The sequence below is a fragment of the Acutalibacter sp. 1XD8-33 genome (assembly GCF_003612555.1).
Taxonomy (GTDB): domain Bacteria; phylum Bacillota; class Clostridia; order Oscillospirales; family Acutalibacteraceae; genus Acutalibacter.
On the sequence record NZ_RAZF01000011.1, the window covers coordinates 59,301 to 79,182 of the forward strand.

At 60.2% G+C, this 19,882-nt stretch carries 12 protein-coding genes; all 12 read right to left on the reverse strand.

Annotated elements, in window-relative coordinates:
• Positions 1-92: 92 nt before the first annotated feature.
• Positions 93-872: an ABC transporter permease gene (locus tag D7X94_RS09495; RefSeq protein ID WP_330558194.1), complete on the reverse strand. Its 780-nt coding sequence runs from the start codon at positions 870-872 to the stop codon at positions 93-95.
• 707 nt (positions 873-1,579) lie between these two features.
• Entirely contained in the window at positions 1,580-3,634 is a 2,055-nt protein-coding gene (locus tag D7X94_RS09500) for a GH92 family glycosyl hydrolase (protein ID WP_120427483.1), read from the reverse strand.
• Positions 3,635-4,190: 556 nt separating this feature from the next.
• Positions 4,191-5,903 carry a hypothetical protein gene (locus D7X94_RS09505; RefSeq protein WP_120427484.1) on the reverse strand — a complete coding sequence of 571 codons (1,713 nt, stop codon included), beginning with the start codon at positions 5,901-5,903 and terminating at the stop codon, positions 4,191-4,193.
• Between the two features lie 210 nt (positions 5,904-6,113).
• Positions 6,114-7,040, reverse strand: a complete 927-nt coding sequence (locus D7X94_RS09510) for a carbohydrate ABC transporter permease (protein ID WP_120427485.1) — start codon at positions 7,038-7,040, stop codon at positions 6,114-6,116.
• 32 nt (positions 7,041-7,072) lie between these two features.
• Entirely contained in the window at positions 7,073-8,017 is a 945-nt protein-coding gene (locus D7X94_RS09515) for an ABC transporter permease (protein ID WP_120427486.1), read from the reverse strand.
• 412 nt (positions 8,018-8,429) lie between these two features.
• A complete protein-coding gene (locus D7X94_RS09520; protein WP_120427487.1) occupies positions 8,430-9,263 on the reverse strand; it encodes a class II fructose-bisphosphate aldolase in 834 nt (277 codons plus the stop codon).
• Between the two features lie 195 nt (positions 9,264-9,458).
• Positions 9,459-10,007: a D-lyxose/D-mannose family sugar isomerase gene (locus D7X94_RS09525; protein ID WP_120427488.1), complete on the reverse strand. Its 549-nt coding sequence runs from the start codon at positions 10,005-10,007 to the stop codon at positions 9,459-9,461.
• A gap of 19 nt (positions 10,008-10,026) precedes the next feature.
• A complete protein-coding gene (locus tag D7X94_RS09530; protein WP_158590976.1) occupies positions 10,027-11,412 on the reverse strand; it encodes a helix-turn-helix domain-containing protein in 1,386 nt (461 codons plus the stop codon).
• A gap of 946 nt (positions 11,413-12,358) precedes the next feature.
• Positions 12,359-13,303 (reverse strand): carbohydrate kinase family protein, encoded by a 945-nt coding sequence (locus D7X94_RS09535; RefSeq protein WP_120427490.1) that lies wholly within the window; start codon positions 13,301-13,303, stop codon positions 12,359-12,361.
• Between the two features lie 574 nt (positions 13,304-13,877).
• Positions 13,878-16,682: an alpha-mannosidase gene (locus D7X94_RS09540; protein WP_120427491.1), complete on the reverse strand. Its 2,805-nt coding sequence runs from the start codon at positions 16,680-16,682 to the stop codon at positions 13,878-13,880.
• Positions 16,683-16,878: 196 nt separating this feature from the next.
• Entirely contained in the window at positions 16,879-18,222 is a 1,344-nt protein-coding gene (locus D7X94_RS09545; RefSeq protein ID WP_120427492.1) for an ROK family transcriptional regulator, read from the reverse strand.
• Positions 18,223-18,837: 615 nt separating this feature from the next.
• Positions 18,838-19,872 carry a Gfo/Idh/MocA family protein gene (locus D7X94_RS09550; protein WP_158590977.1) on the reverse strand — a complete coding sequence of 345 codons (1,035 nt, stop codon included), beginning with the start codon at positions 19,870-19,872 and terminating at the stop codon, positions 18,838-18,840.
• Between the last annotated feature and the right edge of the window lie 10 nt (positions 19,873-19,882).

Sequence of the window (19,882 nt, forward strand, 5' to 3'; positions counted from 1 at the left end):
TCTGGATGCGCCACCGCTCCATGCGAGCCCCTTAATAAACACTTAAAAAAGATATAAAGCACACTTTATGGGGAAATGCGGAGTGTTTCCCCTCAGGAGCCTGTGGATTTATACATGTGGACGCCGATCCGCCAGACGATCCAGCAGGGCACGGCGAAGAGGCAGGCCACCAGAGGCAGAAAGATGAACACCGGGTTGTCCGACCGGCCCAGAACATAGAGCAGCGGGTAGTACTGCACCAGGGCGTAGGGCACACCGAAGGTGCAGAAGAGCAGCATCTCCCGGCCATAGATGGACAGGGGGTACTTGCCGTGCTCGATGGCCCCATAGGTGAACACGTTCATGAATTCCAGCCCCTGGAGGGTGAAAAAGGCAATAGAGCCGTCCAGGAGGAACAGGGCCGAGAACAGGACCACGCCCCCCGCTATCATCAGGACCACGGTGAGCACCCGGAGGGGGGTCCAGTCCACCCGGCAGCTCATGATGCCGTAGACCAGCATGACCACCCCCTGGAGCAGCATCCCCAGGCGCACGAAGTCGATGCGCTGGGCCAGCACCTGGAAGATCTCTCCCCGGGGGCGGCAGAGGATGCGGTCGAACTGGCCGTTGGAGATGAGGCTGTCCATCACCTTGAAGCCCGAGGCGAAGAGCTGGGCCAGGGAAAAGCCCATGAGCATGACGCCGTAGCAGAGCAGCACCTGCTCGTAGCTGAAATCCGCCACTCGGTGGAACCGCTGGAACATGAAGGAGATGCCTAGGAACACGGAGAAGGACGTGAGAAACTGGGCGATGAGCGTGGTGAAAAACGAGCCCTTGAACTGCATGGCGGACTTGAGATGGATGGCAAAATATTTGCCGTATAGCTTCAGCATGGCGGACCTTCTTTCTATGTAATGTTTTTATGGGGGCCTGCTGGGCGCAATGGCTCGTCCAGATTCCAGCACACCGCGCCTAGTATGTGCGAGGCGGAAGCTGGATTTCGCGGTGTGTCATGAGTTTTGCTATGCAAAACTCTGCCAAGTCTGGTACGCCCGTGCGCTCAGATGGCGGGTTCCGATTTCCAGGAGACGCTTTTTTTCAGTTGTAAAAGAGTTTCATCTTGTTCCACAAGATGAACTCTCCGCGTCCCCTCTTAAGAGTTTTGCTTTGCAAAACTCGGATAGTTAACCGAGCGCAGCGAGTGTTAACCTATTATTCACCACCCTGGCAAAAATATGCTTCTCAGGTGTTTAAGGTCAAGGGCAAGACCGTGGAGGCTCTGAGTCTCAGCTGCCGCTTCGGTCGGCGACGGGAAATCGCCACTGGCGATTGTCGCCCTCCAAACCACCGCGAGCTTTTGAAGAAAGCTAAGACTTCGCAGAGCGAAGTCTGCAAAACTTTTACGTTGGTTAGCTGAGTGCGCTTGCACCCAGCTTGGTAGAGTTTTGCGTAGCAAAACTCATGACACATGACGAAACTCAGCTGGCTCATTTCTCCATTCTTGGCGTCATGTGCGACGAACACAGTGAGGAGTGGGTAAAAGTTTCGTCAACCTTTTCAAAGGTTGCAGGGTGTGGGACAGCGTCCCACGACCTTGACCTTACTTCGCGGGCCGTGCCCCCATCTCGAGCACCAGCTCCCCGCCGGAGACGATCTCCTGATGGGTGAGGAAGGGCCGGTCCAGGGGTTTGCCGTTGAGCTCGGCCTTCTGGATATAGCGCAGGCCGTCGCCAGCGCCCTTGGCGGTCACCTTGAAGGACGCGCCGCTCTCCATCTTCATCTCCATGCTGTCAAAGAGGGGCGTGCCCAGGGCATATTCCGCCTTGCCGGGGCAGACCGGGTAGAAGCCCATGGCCGAGAACACCAGCCAGCTGGACATGGCCCCGCCGTCCTCGTCGCCGCAGATGCCCGTGGGGGAGTTGGGGAACCAGATGTCCATCAGGTCCCGCAGCTTCTTCTGGGCCTTCCAGGGCTGGCCGAAGTAATCATAGAGATAGGGGATGTGGAAGGAGGGCTCGTTGCCCATGGCGAACTGGCCCATCAGGCCCGTGGAGTCCGGGAACTGCCCCAGATAGATGAACTTGCTGGGCTCGTTGTGGAAGCCCTCCCGGAATACCTGGTCCAGGCGCTCCCCAGCCTTCTCCTTGCCGCCCATCAGCTCCGCCAGACCCTCCGGATCGTGCATCACAGACCAGGTGTAGGTCCAGGTGTTGTTCTCCGTGGTGTAGTCCCGGCCGCCCATGCCGCCCGCGAACTTGGGGTTGAAGTCCTCCACCCACTGGCCGTCAATGGACTTGGGAGCCATCCAGCCCAGCTCCGGGTTGTAGAGGCTCTTGTAGCCCTGGGCGCGCTTTCTGAACATCTCGGCGTCCTCGGGCTTGCCAAGCCGCTCGGCAATTTCTGCGGCGCACCAGTCGTCGTAGCAGTGCTCCAGGGTCACGGCCACGGACTGCCGCCGCTCAAACTCGTGGGCCGCGGGGCAGGTCTCCGCCTCGCCCTTTTTCAGGGCGGGGAAGAAGCCCTTCTCCCAGTAGCACTCCTCCTCGGCGCCGGCGGGGGCGTTGCAGGCCCAGGGCATCATGGACTGCTCGGTGGCGTTCTTGCGGATGCCCTCGTAGGCGGTCTCGTAGTCGGCCTCGATGCCCTTTGCCATGGCGTCCGCGAAGAGGGAGGCCGCGTGGAAGCCGATCATCACCGGCAGGTCCCCCTCGAAGCCGGGGAAGCAGGGCATCAGCCCGCTCTGCTTGTACATCTCCACATAGCTCTGGAGGATGTCCTTGTGGCGGCGCTCGTCCACCAGCAGCTGCAGGGGGTGCATACACCGGAAGGTGTCCCAGAGGCCGTCGTTGTTGTAGAAGGTGCCCTCATGGACCTTGCCGTCGAAGCCGCTGAAATACTGGCCGTGCTCGGTGACGTCGGTCATCCGCTGGAAGGCCCGGTAGAGGGCGGTGTAGAACACGGTTTTCCGGTCCTCGGTATTGCCCTCCACGATGAATTTGCCCAGCTGGGCGTCCCAGATTTCCTGGGCCCGGGCCTTGACCTCGTCAAAGCTCTGGCCGCCGGCCTCCAGCTCCAGGCTCTTTTTGGCGCTCTCCAGGGAGATCATGGAGACGGCGCCCCGCACCTCTGTGAGCTCGGGGGCGCGGAAGATCAGGGCGTCCTCCTCCTGGCCGGTGAGCTCCACGCCCTGGCCCAGCTGGATATAGGCATACTGGCGCAGGGGCGTGCGGCGGCCCCGGTTGGGCCAGGAGAGGGTAATCTCTACCGTGTTGCCCTCCGCCTTGGCCTCGCCGCCGGGGAAGCTGAGGCGCAGGCAGTCCTGGCCGGAGAAGCGGTAGAGGTACACGTGCTGGGTGACGGTGGTCTCGGCGGTGATATCGTGCTCCTCCAGCTCCAGGCGCTTGTAGTAGCAGCGGGCGGTTTCCCGGCTGTGGTCCAGGATATTGTGGAAATCGCCGCCCTTGCCGGGCATGACGTAGGCCGCGCCCAGGGGGAAGCCCAGGACCTGATCGCAGCAGTAGGAGTCGCCGTTATCGTGGGATACGGGGGTGCTGCGGGCCATGCCGTAGGGGAGCATGACCTCGGGGTTGGTGGAGGTGAGCATGTGGGAGATGGTGCCGATGTAGGGATTGACGTAATCGGAAAGGTGTTTCATGGATTTTTTCTCCTTGAAGATAGTAAATTTTAGTTTTTTCGCAAAGCTGACCAGGGTAAAAGTTTCGCCGGCCTTTTCAAAGGCCGCAGGGGTTTGGGGACGGCGTCCCCAAGGTCTTGCCTTTGAACACCTGAGAAAACAACGCAGGAGGGTAGCATAAACGTCCCGGTGGGACGTTTTGCGTAGGGGACCCTCGTCGGGGGGCGCTGGTCTCCGCTGGAGACCGTCAAGCGCCGACCGAGCCGGCAGGCGAGACCCCCTGTTTCGCTTTGCGAACTCTCCCACACCACGCAACCTTTGAAAAGGTTGACGAAACTTTTACGGTTGTTCGGTTAGCTCGGCAAACGACATAAAGTGTTCACGACGAACGAAGTGGGAGTGACGTTCGCGGTCCAGGGGCGTTAGGCCCCTGGTGGGGTTTGGGGCAAAGCCCCAAGGTCTTGACCTTGAAAGAATATAATAAGGGCCGGTCCGAAGGGGATACCCAACCAAAAAGCGTAAGTTGTATCCGTCCGGACCGGCCCTTGTGTTCATCTAGCGCACATCAATCGGGCAATTATTTGTTGGAGGCCCACCGATCGTAAGCCTGCTGATAGGTGGCGATTACCTCTTCCACGCCCAGAGACTTCATCTCGTCGGTGAAAGCATCCCACTGGTCGAAGCTCTTCTCGCCAACAACGAACTTGGCGCTGTTCTCCTGGCGGCAGTTCTTCAGGTCGGTGGTGTACATATCTACCACAGCCTGCTCTTCCTCAGTCAGGAACATGTCGGGCAGAGTCTGCTTGTTGTAGGGGTTCAGGCTCTTGTCAGACCAGGCGATACGAGCCTGCTGCTGCACGTCGTCCCAGGCGCCCTCGGTGGTGTCGCGAACCCACTTGGGCAGGGGCAGACCGCAGTCAGGAGTAATCTCGCCGCCGCGGACTTCTTCTACGTTCCGTCCGTCGGTGGGGAAGATGTACTTATGCAGGGTGGGATCGTTCTCAGAGTACTCCCAGATGTGGCCTTCGGGGCCGTAGTGGATCAGCCAGGAACCCTCTTCGCTGTAGAGGTAGTCAACCCAACGCATCATGGCGATCATGGTCTCCTCGTCGCACTTGTCGGTGAGGGAGAAGGTGCCCTGGGTGATGCCAGTGCCGCGGGTGCAGGTCTGCTTGGGATTCACAGAGCTGGACAGGGCGGGCATAATGGGATAGGTGGCTTCCTTTTCCATCTCCATGTTGCCGAAGATGAAGCGGGGCAGAGCGTGGTAGCCAGCGCCGTTGCGGCCCTCGGTACCTTCAGCGGTAGCGTCGGCGGCAGAGTGAGAGTACATCTCCTGGCTCAGGATCTTCTCGCTGTACATCTTGTTGAAGAACTCGAAGGCAACCTTGGCGTTCTCATCCATCATGCCGTAGTGGATCTTGCCGTCGTCGTCTACATAGATTTCGGGGCTCAGTACGCCGAAGTAGGCCATCATCTGGTTGTAGATGCCGTCGCCCTTGTTGGCGTCGTCAAAGACGTTCAGGGGAATCTCGTCCTTCTCGCCGTTGCCGTTGGGATCCTCGTCCCGGAAGCGGACCATCAGGTCATAGAAGCCGTCCACGTCGGTGGGCAGATCCTCGGGCTTTACGCCCAGCTTATCCAGCCAGTCGATGTTTACCCACATGGCAGTGGACATCAGGGGGCTGTAAGAAACGGTGGGCAGAGAGTAGATGTGTCCGTCAGGGGCGGTGATGGAGGGACGAACGTCGGGCTTCTCCTCGAACATGGCGAGGATGTTGGGGCAATACTTGTCAATGTAGTCCTCCAGAGGAAGCAGAATGCCCTGGGCGCCGAACTTAACCTGCTCTTCGCGGGACAGCTGGCTGCCGAACAGAACCTGGGCATAGTTGCCGCTGTTCAGGGCCAGATTCTTTTTCTCCTGGAACACCTCGCCGGAGGGGGTGTCATAGGTGAAGTTGATGTTGGTCTTTTTGGACATGATATCAAAGAACTCCATCTTGTCCCAGTCGCCGTGGATACCGGCGCGGGCGCCCATCATGCTGAGGGTAATGGGCTCTTTGACAATGGGATAGCCTTCCAGGTTCACGTTGCCGGCCTCGGTCTCGCCGCCTTCAGAGGACTCTTCGCTGCTCTCCGTCTCAGAAGAAGAATCTTCCTTAGAGGATTCGCTGCTGCTCTCCTGGGTGCTTGACTCGCTGCTGCTGCTCTCGTTGCCGCCGCAGGCCGCGAACACGGAAACCAGCATGAGCATCGCCAGTAATAGGGCTACTAGCTTTTTGGTTTTCATTTCCTTCCACTCCTTTGTGAAAATTTTTGAACAGGTATTCATAACTGAAATTACCGGATGCGCAAGCATTTTCAGAGCTGATCAAGGCAAATTTGCGCAGAAATAATTGTTTCATTTTAAGGAAATTTAACGCGGAGCAGATCCGAAAAGGCCGCTCAGCCGGTGATTGCAGGTTGTGAATACTTGTTCTTAATATATCGATAAAAGGGTTTATCCCTTAATCGAACCAATCATGACGCCCTTCACGAAGAATCTCTGCAAGAAGGGGTAGACAATAATGATGGGCAGGGTAGAGACGATCATCACAGAATACTTGATGACCCCGGCCAGCTGCTGCATTTCGGCTGCGGTCTTGGCCTCTGTGTTGTTCACCACGGCGTTGTCCGTGTTCATCTGGGTGATGATGATCAGCTCCCGCAGCACCACCTGCAGCGGAATCTTGGCCCGGTCGCTGAGGAAAATCATCTCGTTGAAGTAGCTGTTCCAGTGGCCCACGCCATAGAACAAGGCCATAACGGCGATGATGGGGGAGGACAGGGGCAGCACGATCCGGAAGAACACCCCGAAGGGGCTGCATCCGTCAATTTCCGCCGCCTCCTCCAGGCCGTCCGGAATGCTGGTATCCATAAAGGTACGGGTGATAATCACGTTATAGGCGGAAACCGCAGTGGGCAGCAGAACGGCCCAGATGGTGTCCATCAGCCCCATGTTGTTCACCAGCATGTACAGGGGGATCAAGCCGCCGCTGAAGAACATGGTGAACAGGATCACAAAATTGATCAGGGACTTAAAGGGCAGGGTCTTTTTGGTCAGGGCATAGGCACAGGGCAGGGTAAAGGCCAGGTTGAGCAGGGTGCCGACCACGGTGTAGAATATGGTGTTTCGATAGCCCAGCCAGATGTCGGGATCCCGGAACACCTTCTGATATCCGGCGGAGGTGAACCCCACGGGCCACAGCCACATCTGGCCGGAGTTCACCTTGGTGGGCTCGCTGATGGAGGCGCTCACCACGTAGATCAGGGGATAGAGAGTGATGGCCACAAAGATAAAGATCAGAATATAGTTAAAGGTATTGAAGATGATGTCATCTTTTGTCAGGCGCTGGCGGTGCTTTTTCTGCACTTCCGTGTTTGTCATGTATACTCACCATTCCTTTCTCGTAGTCTTGGTTACCACAGGGAGTTGTCGCTGACTTTCCGGGAGAAGGTATTCACCAGAATCAGCATCAGCATATTGACGGCCGAGTTGAACAGACCGATGGCAGTGGAATAGCTATACTGGGCGCTGACTAGGCCCACCTTGTACACATAGGTGGAGATAACCTCCGAGGTTGCCAGGTTCAAGGAGTTCTGCAGCAGGTAGGTCTTTTCATAGCCTACAGAGAGCAGGTTGCCGCAGTTCATGATGAGCATGATCACGATGGTGGGCATCAAAGTGGGCAGGTTTATGTACCAGATCTTTTGCCAGCGGGTGGCGCCGTCCAGGGTGGCGGCCTCCAAAAGCTGGGGATCCACGCCGGAGAGAGCCGCGAAATAGATCACGCTGCCCCAGCCGGTGCCCTGCCAGATGCCGCTCCACACATAGATGGATGGGAACATCTCGGCTTTTGTCAAGAAGGGGATCGGCTCAAAGCCCAGGGCCCCGATGGCCTTGTTGATGATGCCGGTGGAGGGGCTCATAAAGGAGATCAACATGCCGCACATAACCACCACGGAGATAAAATAGGGGGCGTAGGTGACGGTCTGAGCGAATTTTTTGAACTTCTGATTTTTCAGCTCGTTCAGGGAAAGGGCCAGGATGATGGGGAAGGGGAACCCGGCGATCAGGCTGTAGAGGCTGATGGTGAGGGTGTTTCCCAAGAGCTTCGTGAAATTAGGAGAACGGAAGAACCGCAGGAAATGGTCGAATCCCACCCAGGGGCTTCCGGTGATGCCCTGCCGGGCGTTGAAATTCCGGAAGGCGATCTGCGCGCCGTACATGGGGCCATAACAGAAGATAATGAAGTAGGCCAAGGCGGGCAGCAGAAGGATGTAGTATTGCCAGTGCTTTTTCAGGCTTCGCACAAAGCGCTGGGAAAAGGATCTCTTTGGGACGGTTTCTTTGGCATTTGTCATATGCGGGTTCCTCCTGTTTTCTATAAAATCTGTTCAAAACCGGGCGGGCCCGGATCAGAGCCGGAATTTGTATATCTCATTTACAAAAAGCAGTATAGCATATTCCTTCGCAATTGTAAATAGTTTTTACGAAATATTTGTGTGAAAAAGCAAAAAAAAAAAAAGTGGCAGCAATTATTGTAAAACTTGCCAGAAGAGGGTGAAAGTTTCTTTTATAGAGGCGCGGGCGGCAGAGCTGCCAAAAATTGCCGCCCCCATAGAGAAAGGGCCCAGGCCTCGGAAAAGCGCCGAAGCCTGAGCCTCTTTCAATTTTGCCCAAATGGTGTAGTTAACGTAGTTCAAAAGAGGCAGAATACCTCAGAGATATTTACCAATTTTCAAGCGCGTTTACTATAAGAGCCCGGGCGGCAAGTCAGCCCTTGCCCTGGCAGCCAAAGACCCGCATTTTCCGGATCGTGGCCGCCTTCACGCTCTCCACAATGCCCCCCATCAGGCCGGTCATGCCCTCTCCGGGGGCCCAGCCGTCATGGGCGGCCTGGGCGGCGGCGCAGTTGATGTCTGTGAAGATGTTCACCTTGGCAACGCCGCTTTGGATGCAGCTTTGGAAGTCCTCGTCCGACAGGCCGGAGCCTCCGTGGAGCACCAGGGGGGCCTCCACCAGCCCGGCAATCTCCCGGAGCCGGGGGATGTCCAGCTTGGGCGCGGCGGTATAGGCCCCGTGGGCGGTGCCGATGGCCACGGCCAAAGCGTCCACCCCGGTGCGGGTGGAGTAGTCCAGGGCCTCCTTGGGGTCCGTGTACACAGAGCCGTCCCCCGCGTCCGGGCCCGCGCTGCCCACATGGCCCAGCTCCGCCTCCACGGTGACGCCCCGGCTGTGGGCCTCCTCCGTGAGCTTTCTGACCGCCTCGCAGTTCTCCTCATAGGGGAGGGCCGAGCAGTCGTACATCACAGAGGTGAAGCCCAGGTCCATGGCCTCCCGGATTTTCGGCAGGGTCAGGCCGTGGTCAAAGTGGAGGACCACCGGCGCGGGGCAGTCCCGGGCCAGGGGGATGAGCATGGGGGCCAGCTCCCCCAGGGAGGCGAAGGGCAGCAGCACCTCGGCGGTGCCGATGATCACCGGGGCGTTCAGCTCCGCGGCGGCGGCCAGCACGCCCTTGGCCATCTCCAGGTTCACGGTGTTGAACAGCCCCACCGCGTAGCCCTCTTTTTTTGCTTTGGGAAGCACTTCGTTCAGGTTGACAAGCATAAAAACTTCTCCTTTATCAGAGCTCAAATAAGTCGCAGCAAAGCCAAACAATTTGCGCGGTCCAGGCGCGTTAGGCACCTGGTGGGGTGTGGGGCGAAGCCCCATGACCTTGCCATAGGGCGCGGGAGAGTTCGCAAAGCGAAACTCTCTGCGCCCGAAGGCCTTCTATTACACAAAAACAATTTCGCAGAATGCTCATTCCTCCAAAGTGGGAACGCGCTTGATATGGGGGTCGGTGAAGATGTCGTACTCGTCCAGGCTCTTGGTGCTGAACTCGGAGACAATGGCGCCCTCGGGTCCGGCCTGGAACCAGTGGCGGGTGTTGGGCTCCATGGTGAACTGGTCCCCGGGGTGGAGGATGACCTGGTGCTTCGCGGTGTAATAGGCCTCGTCGCCCTTGGGGGGCTGGCAGACCGGGTTCTCCGTGGGCTCCCCGTCCACGTACACATAGCAGACGCCATAGCGGCAGCGGAAAGTCTCCTCCTTGCCAGGATAGTTCAGCTCCGGGATGGGGGCGTGGCGGTGCTCCGGGCAGGTTTGGCCGGGGAAGAGGGACATTTCCTTGGCGCAGCAGCGCTCGGTGTTCACATAGGTGACGATTTGCAGCCCGGTTTCCTCCAAGCGGCCAAGGCCCAGGTCGGCCACCTCCAGATGGTCTTTTTCCTCCTGAGTCAGGACGATGTGGGCCTTTTCGTAGAGCTCTAGGGCCCTGCGGCGGGCGTCCTCATAGACAGATTTTTTCATGGATTCGGCTCCTCTCACTTTAGAATACTTTCTGATCAATAGACGTAGAGCTTCTCTCGCAAATGTACAAGAGCACAGTTCCCAGGGCTCCCAGCTCCCCGGCTTCCTGGCGCAGCCGGCCCCAGGCCTCGGATTCTCCCTGCCGGATGCGTCCGGCTAAGCGCGCCAAACGCTCCCTTCGGCTCTCTTCCAGATGGGGGGACAGCTTTTGCAGCTCCGCCTCCAGGAAGAACACCGGCAGAGAGGGAACCTCTGGTTCTCTGGCGTCCCCGTCCAGAGGAAGGCCGGAAAGGTATTCCCGCAGCTCCCAGAGCCTGCGGCGGAATCCCTCGATCCCGGCGAACAGGGCCCCATGCTCCGGCATCCGCAGCGCGTCCACCTGGGCGGAAAAATCCAGAACATCCAACGCCGCCAGGCAGTCCTCCGCCAGGGTGAGGGAGAGCCCCTCCGCCGCGCCATCCAGGCGGGCGCAGATTCCCTCCAGCCCGGTGGAAAGATAGCCGTAGGGCGGGTCCCTGGGGATGACCTTTGCCGCCGAGCGCCCGGCCTCAACCGCGCCGGCCGCCAGCCGCCCGGTTTCCTCCTCTATACCGGCGAAGATCTCCTCCGCCAGCTCCTCCATCAGCCCCGCGATTTTTCCCGCGCCCAGCCGGGAGGATTCCGCCAGACGCCGGAAGCGCTCTTCCAGCTCCTGATAGGCCTGCCGGTGGGCGGGTTTTGCCCTGGCCAGCGTGACGCCTACTTGAAAGGCGGTCGTCTCTGCCTGGAAGGCGGTCTCGTCCAGCACCCGCAGCAGCGCGGCCCTAGCCCCGGCCCCTTGGCCCATGGCCTCGATCCGTTCCAGCGCCCGGTCCAACTCCTCCGCAGACCGTTCGCTTCGTTTGGCGGCTGCCTCCCACAGGCCGGAGTAGAAGCGCTCCGCCTCTGGACAGGGGCAGCGGTGCTCCCGGGCCTGCCGGGCCGTGTTTCGGGCGGCGGCGGCCAGCCCTCTCAGTTCTTCCAGAATGCCCTCCATCGTCCTGCTGGTTCCCTTGGCCTCCATACTTTTTTTCATTGTTGGCCTCTCCTTCCGCTTGTTTTTTCCAAAGCGGCGGCGGTACTCCCTGGGGCTCATGCCTATATAGGCCCGGAAGCTCCGGCTGAACCCTTCGTGGGAGTCATAGCCCAGGCTGAGGGCGATGTCCAGTACGGATGCGGTGGTTTCCGCCAGGTCCCTTGCGGCCAGGTCCATACGCCTTCTGGCCACATATCCCATCACGGTCTCGCCCACCGCCTGCCGGAACAGCCGCTGGTAGTGGTACCGGGAGAGGTACGCGCTGCCGGCCAGCTCTTCCACGGTGAGCTTTTCCCGGATCCGCCCTTCGATCAGGCGGAGGGTGGAAAGAATCCTCTGCGCTTGGTTCATCGCTCTGCCTCCCCGCTTCGGTTTATGACAATAGTATAGAGGAGTTTTCGGGGGATTTCTTGACGGGGAGTGCTCACTTCGCGTGAATACTTTTGAGGCGCGCCCTAGGCGGAGCGCATTCGGCGGGCTCTTCACACGCGGGGATAGCGAAAGGCGAAAGCCGGGATGTGAAACCGCTGGCCTGCTCCGCATCCGCCCCGCTCGCATTTTGCGGCAAGCCGCAAAATGGCCGCAGGGAAACGGGCAAGGCCCCGTTTCCCCCGGCGGTTCGTCCTTCGGACGAACCCGAGCGGGGTACACCGCGCCAAGCGAGTGCGAGGTGCAAGCTGGGCTTCGCGGTGTGTCACGAGTTTTGCTTCGCAAAACTCTGCAAAGCTGGGTGCTAGATACGCAGCGCCAAGAATGGCAAAATGAACAGGCTGGGTTTCGTCAGTGCGTCAAAAAGATAAACACTCGCGCGGCTTGGTTTATCTTTTCCGGGCTGGGTGCGGGGCGCACAACGCTGCCTACTTCCGGTTTCCAAGGGCGTCTCGCCTGCTGGTTCGGAATTCGTTGGCTGGCTTCGCGTCCCCTCTTAAGAGTTTTGCTTTGCAAAACTCGGATAGTTAACCGAGCGCAGCGAGTGTTAACCTTTTATTCACCACCCTGGCAAAAATGCGTTTCTCAGGTGTTAAGGTCAAGATCGTGAGGCTCAAGAGTTCGCAAAGCGAAGTCTTACCTTTCTTAAAGATGGCGGAGTTTTTAGGGGGCGACGGGAAATCGCCTCTGGCGATTGTCACCCCCTTCCATCCCCACCACCTTTAAAAAGGTGGACGAAACTTTTACGCTGGTTAGCTGAGTGCGCTAAAGTTAGCGGAATGCGTGGTGGCGGATCCAACGCCGCCTTTGCGTTGGCGAGGATTCTCAAGGGCGAGTAGCCCTTGAGTCGCCGAAGGCCATGCCCGTACTACTCCAAAAAAGTATGGCTTTCCATAAACTCCAGTACTTCCTTCATAGACGGTACGCCGGTGGAGGCCCCGATTTTCGTGACGCACAGAGCTCCCACGGCGTTGGCGAACTGCCCGCAGGCCCGAAAGTCCCAGCCGTTCGCCAGGCCGCACAGGAACCCCGCGCAGAAGGAATCCCCCGCGCCGGTGGTGTCCGCCACGGCAATACCGGGGTAGGCGGGCAGAGTATAGCGTTCCTCCGGGGTGGGGCAGAGATAGGCCCCTTGGCTGCCCAGCTTGACGATCACGCTCTTCACGCCCATGCCAAAGAAAACGTCGGCGATCTCCTTGGGATCTTCCTTTCCGCTGAGCTTCTGGGCCTCCTCCAGGCTGGGCATGAACAGATCCAGGCCGGGGAGGGCCGCCTGAATTTTCGGCATCCACACGCCGTCCGGGTCCCAGGCGGTGTCCATCACGGTGTAGGCGCCCTGAGCCCGGGCGCGGGCCAGATATTCCCCGGCGGGCTGGCCGTCGAAGGAATCCAGCAGCAGCGCCTCCGCCACAAACACAATATCGCAGTCTTTAGGGGGCGAGGCTGGCAGGCTTTCGATAGAATAGGCGGAGGTGGAGCCCGGGTAATAGAGGAAGCAGCGTTCTCCCTGGCTGTTCACGCACACGATAGAGCAGGTGGTGGGCTCGCCGCCCCGCACAATCCACTGGGTGTCCACCCCCGCGCCGCCCGCCTGCTCGATGACGAAATCGCCCAGGGTATCCTGCCCCACCTGGCAGGCCAGGGCCACGGGCACGCCCAGCTTTCCCAGGTCAATGGCGGCGTTGGCCGCGCAGCCGCCCACATGGGTGCTGGCGCTTTGAACGGCCCGGAGAACGCCTGGCGGCGGAAGGCTGTCTACAGGAGAAAGAATGATATCGGTGGTCACGCCGCCGATGCAGAGAATTTTCTTCATGTCGTCACCTCTTTTTGAATCTCAGAAGTTTCTGGCCCCATATCTATTTTCTTTCAGAAAGCATACTTTTTGAGAGTTTTTATGGGGGGAACGGCGCGCGGGATGGCCTGGCGGCAGGCACACGGCCGGATGGGAACTTTTGGCTGGGATACCGCGCCCAGAGCTGGCCTTCTTCGGTTTCCAAGGGCGTCCCGCCTGCTCCGCAGTCGGGATAGGGGATCCCATACGTGGGTCCCCTACGCAAAACGTCCCACCGGGACGTTTATGCTACCCTCCCGCGTTGTTTTCTCATGATTTCAAGGGCAAGGTCGTGGGGCTCCGCGCCCCACACCCCCGCCAGCGTAAGGCCCGCTGGACCGGCCAATGTTACCCCACCATAAAACTTTCACGACGAACGAAGTGAGGAGTGGGTAAAAGTTTCGTAGACTTCGTTCTACGAAGTCTTACCTTTCTCAAAGGTTGCAGGGGTTTGGGGGTGAGCGTTCTGCCGGATACTTGGCAAAGCCAAGTATTGCAGACACGCCGCGAACCGACCGAGCCGGCAGGCGAGACCAGAGTCCCCAAGGTCTTGACCTTAAGCCAGCTGAACACGTACGTTCACCACCTGGAAGGCCTCCATGGGGACCTCCAGCGTCCGGCCGCAGGCGGAGACCTCGCCGCTGGCGGGGCGCTCCAGGGTATCCGCGAAGGCGGCGGCGGCGATCTCCTTGCCCAGGGTCAGCTTGGCCCGGCAGGCCTTGCCGCCGGTCTCGTAGAGCCGCAGGTAGACCACGCCCGGCTGAGGATCCTCCCCGCCCTTCACGGCGGAGAGCAGGACGGTGCCCTCTTCCAAGGCTAGGAAGCTCTGGGACACGGGCAGGGTCCCCTTCTGAGGCTTGGTGGACATGGCGTAGGGCGGGTCGTCAAAGTCCCGCACAGCCTGGGCGTAGCGGGCAAGGTCCTGGCCGCCGGGCTGGCAGATCACCCCGAAGCTCAGCTGGTGCTGGCCGATCTCCGGGATGGGGTCCGGCTCGTAGGCCCCCCGGATCAGCACCAGGGACATGGCCCCGTCCCCGCAGCGGTAGGCGTACTTCTCCTTCGCCGCCAGAATCAGGGCGCTGCGGCTCGTCTCCCCAGCCATCACAAAGCTGGAGCCCGGCAGGTCCATGGCCCGGCCCTCCCGCTTCACAAAGCCAAAGGGAATGTCAAAGGTGTAGGTGTTGTAGCTGCACCCCTCGGGCAGCGCGAAGCACAGGCAGGGCACCCCCTGGGGCTCGCCGCCGAACTCCCTCCAGTCCACGTCCAGCTTGAACTGCAGGGCGCTGCTGTCCTGGTCCAGGCAGATCTCCGCCCGCAGGGTAGAGGCGGTCCCGAAGGTCCCGGACACCTCGATGCGCCCCCGCACCGGGCCGCTGGGCAGGGAGCGCACCTCGATCCGCTCCAGAGGGGTCCCCTCCCGGCGGTGGCCCACCAGCCAGGAGCTCATGCCCGGGTTCCCGTGGACGGCCTCCTTGCGCAGGCTCTCCTGGTAGAAGAGGAACCGCCCCCGTTTGCCCTCGGGGATCAGCTCCGTGCCGCCCTCCTTGTCCATGAGGGACACCAGGGCCCCGTCGTCCGGGGAGAACACCGCCCGCAGCTTGCTGTTTTCCAGGACAAAGCTGTCCGGCACCTGCACCCGCAGGTCGTTGAGCACATTCCAACGGGCCTCCACGGGCTTTTCTCCCACCAGATAGGTGGACCACCCGCAGGCGGGCACAGAGACTTTCGCCAGAATCCGGGCGTAGTGGTGGCCCCAGGATTCCCCCTGGTCGATGATCTGGGTGTCCAGCCAGTTGCCCTCCGGGTCCCGTACGGCAAGGCGGCTCTCGTCCCCCTCATAGTCCCACACCACGAATTCCACGGGCAGGGCCCGGTCCTGGGGCTGGTTCTGGAACACATGATAGAGGCGGGTCTTGCCCTGGGCACGGCCGCACATGTCAAAGCCCGCGCCGCCCCCTTCGCCTCTGGAGAACTGGCGCCCGCTCTCCGGCAGGAGGGAGGCGCTGTCGATCTGCCCCGCGATGGCCCGCAGAGCCAGCTTGCGCCCGGTCTGGGCCGCGCCGCCCGCCTCCTGGTACAGGGCGGAGGCGTACTCCGTGGTCTCCACCACGCCGGAGCCGGGGATGATGTCGTGGAACTGGTTGAAGAGCACCTTCTCCCAGGCGTCGGTGTAGAGCCCGGCGGGGTAGGGGGCCTTGGCGTATGCGTCCGCTATCACAGAGGCCAGCTCGGAGGAGGCCATGGCCCGCTCGCTGCGGCGGTTTCCGGCCTTGATCCGGGAGTGGGTGGTGTAACAGCCGTCCATCAGGAAGTTGATCTCCTGGTCCTTGATGGGGAAGCTCTCCCGGCGGGCCTCCAGGCTCTCAAAGTACTCCCGCAGGGTGGCGAAGCGGAACCGGGGATACACCGGCCAGCCGTCCATCTCCAGGAAGGTGTCCAGGTCCCGGCGGGTGGGTCCGCCGCCGTGGTCGCCCACGCCATAGACCTTCAAAAGGGTGGAGGAGCCGGTGCGCTTTTCCAGCTCCACGGCCTGCTCCGCCAGATGGTAGCCGATGTCCGCGTTATACCAGTCCGGCTCGGTGAACACCAGCAGCTCCCCGCCGGAGGGGGCGCGCCAGCGGCTGATGATGTCCTCCGGGGTGCAGCCCCGGCAGTGGTAGTAGTATTTCACCCCGGCGTGGGAGGCGATCTCCGGCACGTTGGCGTTGTGGCCGAAGGTGTCCGGCTCAAAGTCGATGCACAGGTCCTCAGGGGAGAGGTCCAGAAGGCTGCAGAGGTAGCGCTTTGCCAGCAGATACTGGCGGGTGAGGCTCTCGCCGCTGGGCAGGTTTTTGTCCGATTCCACCCAGGTGGAGGCGGTGACCTCCCAGCGTCCCTCCTTCACCCTGGCCCGGACCTCCTCCAGCATATCCGGGGCGAAGCGCTCCAAGATCCGGTACACCGAGGCCTGGGACTGGGAGAACCGGAACCCCGGGTACTCCTCCATGATGTCCAGCATGGTGCGGAAGGTGTCCACGGCGGCGCCCACCGTCTCATGGAAGCCCCACATCCAGTTCATGTCGATGTGGGCGTGGGCCACGCAGAGGAACTCGTAGGCCTTGGCGGCCTGGGCGCAGGGGAGAAGGGCCTCTTCAGCCTTCTGGGCGGCGGAGTTGGTAATCACGCCCTCTTGCGCCACGCTCTGGCGGAGGATTTCTTCGGCGGCGGCGATTTCTTTTTCAAAGCGGCTGTCCCCGGCGTTGGAGAGCACCAGGGCGAACCGCAGCTCGGCTAGAATCCGCCTCTGCCAGGGGCCGGGGTCGGTCCCGGCGGCCTGGTGCAGATCCTCAAAGCGGGTAAAGTCATGGACTAAATCCATCATAATGAAAATCCTTTCTTTAGAAGCTGTACCGATAGGATTTGTGTTTCGGTTTTCGAGGAAATTCAGTAGAGAGCAAGGCGTGAAAACGCCGGCAATCAGACCATTTATGGTCTTGCGATTCGGCAAGTTTTCACAACGTCGCTTCTCGGCTGAATTTGCCGGAAAAGGGAATGCAGACGTCTACTGGTACGGCTTCTTAAATTGCTTCCTGTTCTTCCTGCTGTTCCTCTTGTTCGTCCGGTTCGTCCGGCTCCTCCAGGACCTGGAGGTCCGGTTCCAGCTCCTGCTCCGGAGAGTCCGGGTCCGGCTCTGGGGCCTGGCCGCGCCGTTTTCTCTTGGACGGGCAGGGGGGCGTTATCTCGAAAAACTTTTCATAGCAGAGATTGCCGACAAAAACCTGCTGCAGGGGCAGCGCGGCCGCGCCATAGAGAGAGGCCTGAGTACCAAAGGCGCTGCGCATTACCTGGACCTTGGAAAGCCCCTTGGCCAGGATTCCCTGGTTCACCCGTTTTTCGATGGATTCCAGCTGGGAATCCGTGAAAAGCGCGCCGGAGTGGCCGATAACGATGGCCTCCGGGTCCGTAAGGTTGCACAGGTTGATCAGGGCCGTAGAGAGCTTTTCCAGCAGCGTGTCCAGCAGGGCGGCCCCCGCCGGGTCCTGCTCGCAAAAACCGCAGAGCTCTCCAAAGTCCTCAAACTCCCGGCCCAGCTCCCGGCGGAACTGCTGCATAATCCGGGGCACGCTCACGTAGGTTTCCAGGCAGCCCCGGTTTCCACAGGTACACAGGGGGCCAGCGCTGTCGATGGTCATGTGCCCCAGCTCGCCGGCAAAGCCGTGGTTGCCCAGAAACAGGGAGTTGTTCAGCAGCAGCCCCGCGCCCACGCCGTTGGTAAGGCCCACATAGACGAAGTTCCGCAGGTCCACGCATTTGCCATAGAGCTTTTCCACAGAGGCGGAAACGTCCATGTCGTTGGCCAGGAACACGGGAATCCCCAGACGCTCCCGCAGGGTCTCCGCCATGGCCACATGGCGGATGTTGTAGAAGTTGGGCGGGGTCATCAGCTCGCCCCGGGCATAGTCCAGAGGGCCCATGGCGGCGATGCCCACCCCAAAGACCTCCCGGTTTTCACAGTGCTGGACCAGGTATCGGATGGCGGACTCCGTCTTGTCCAAAAGGGTGTTGGCGGTTTCCCCGGGACCCAAAGAGAACTCCACTTGGCTCAAAATTTCCATATCCATGGTGGCGCAGATGCCCGTGCAGCTGTCCCGGCGCAGAAAGAGCCCCACCTCCGCCGGGGACCGGCGGGTAAGCCCCAGACGCACAGGCGGCCGGCCGGCCCCCTGGTGCTCCGCAGCCAGGGGCTCGATGAGTCCCGCCTTGACCAGCTCGTTGGTGATATTGGAAACAGTCATTTTGGCAAGACCGGTCCTCCGGGCCAGCTCTGCCCGGGAAAAGCCGTTCCCGCTGCAAAGCAGCCGCAAAATAAGCAGCCGGTTGGTTTTTTTGGTATGTTCCAGGTTAATTCCCGCTGTCCGCATAAATCCTCTCCCCAACCGCCGGGTCCGGCCCGGCGAAAATATTGATTCAGACAAGCCCTGGTCTGAGAAAGCATGCTTTCTGGAAAGACAAGTGTGCAGAGCCGCTTTCTTTCAAAAAGTATACCATATTCTTCGCGATTTGTAAATAGCGTGTACTAATTTTCTGAAAAAACCTTCAATTTTTTCGGAGGAGGAAAGAAGATTTTGAAAGTTTTTTCGGGAAATCCCCGTCCCAGGCGGCAAAAAGGCCTCCCATCTGAGGAAGCCTCTTTTGTTCTGGCCGCGCTGTGTAATTGTATTTTATGGGGGGAACGGCGCGCGGGGCAGCTTGGCGATAAGCACGCAGCCGGACGGGAACTTTTTGCTGGGATCCCGCGCCCGGAGCTGGCTGATTCCGGGCCTCTTGCAAGAGTTTTGCTTCGCAAAACTCGGATAGTTAACCGAGCGCAGCGAGTGTTAACTATGATTCACACACCCCAAATGCGCTTCTTAGGCTATTAAGGGCAAGGTCAAGACCGTGGGACGCCGTCCCATACCTTGCGAGCTTTTGAAGGAAGCTAAGACTTCGCTCTGCAAAGCCTTACCTTTCTCAAAGGTTGCGGGGGTTTGGGACCGTCAAGCGTCGACCGAGCCGGCAGGCGAGACCGGCGCCCCCAAGGTCTTGTCACTCTGGAAGCGGATCCCGGCCTCCCGGCGCACGTCCTCCATAAACTCGGCCACGTCCACGGCCAGCTGAGCGCACCGGGTGTACTCCTCCCGGCTGGCCTCCGGCTCTGTGATATAGCGGTAAAAGTCTTTGGCCTCGTTGCCCATGAGCTTGTATTTCTCGTCCTGGCCGTAGATCTCCTCCTGGGAGCCGTCTTTCCGCCAGAGGGAGATGCCCCCCAGCTTTGAGATGGATTCCACCGCCACGGTGCCCTCCGGGCCCTGGAAATCTGAGTTGGCCCCGGCCTGGCTCAGCTTGGAGTAGGTGAGCACCGCCAGCTTGCCGGGGTATTCCAGGGTAATTACGCCGCTGCCGTCCGCGCCGGATTCCATCCGCCGGCAGCTGATCCGGAACCCGCTGGGCTTGCCCCAGAGGTAGAGGGCGGGGTACACGCAGTAGACCCCCAGGTCCATGAAAGCCCCGGTTTCCAGGCGGGGGTTGAAGATATTGGGCAGCTCGCCGGAGAGATACCGGTCCAGCTTGGAGGAGCGCTGGCAGAAGTCCAGCTTTGCCATGGAGACGGGCCCGATTTCTCCCAGGGCGGATTCCAGCTTTTTCAGCTGGGGCTGGTGCAGAAACATGATGGCCTCCAGAAAGACCAGGCCCTTTTTTTCCGCCAGGGCGTAGAGTTCCCGGACCTTGGCGGCCTGGGCACAGAGGGGCTTTTCGCAGATCACATGCTTGCCGTGTTCCAGAAGGGTCTTGCAGTGGGCATGGTGCAGGGCGTTGGGGCTGGCCACGTACACCGCGTCCACCTGGGGGCAGGAGGCAAGTTCCTCCACAGTGGCGAAAGCCAGCTTTGCCCCGTGCTTTTGGGCGTAGGCCCGGGCTCGCTCCAGATCCCGGGAATAGACGGCCGCGAGCTCCCACAGGCCGCTGTCCTTGGCCCCGGCGATGAATTCGTCCGTGATCCATCCGGTGCCGATGGTTCCAAAATTAAGCATTGTACAGGTC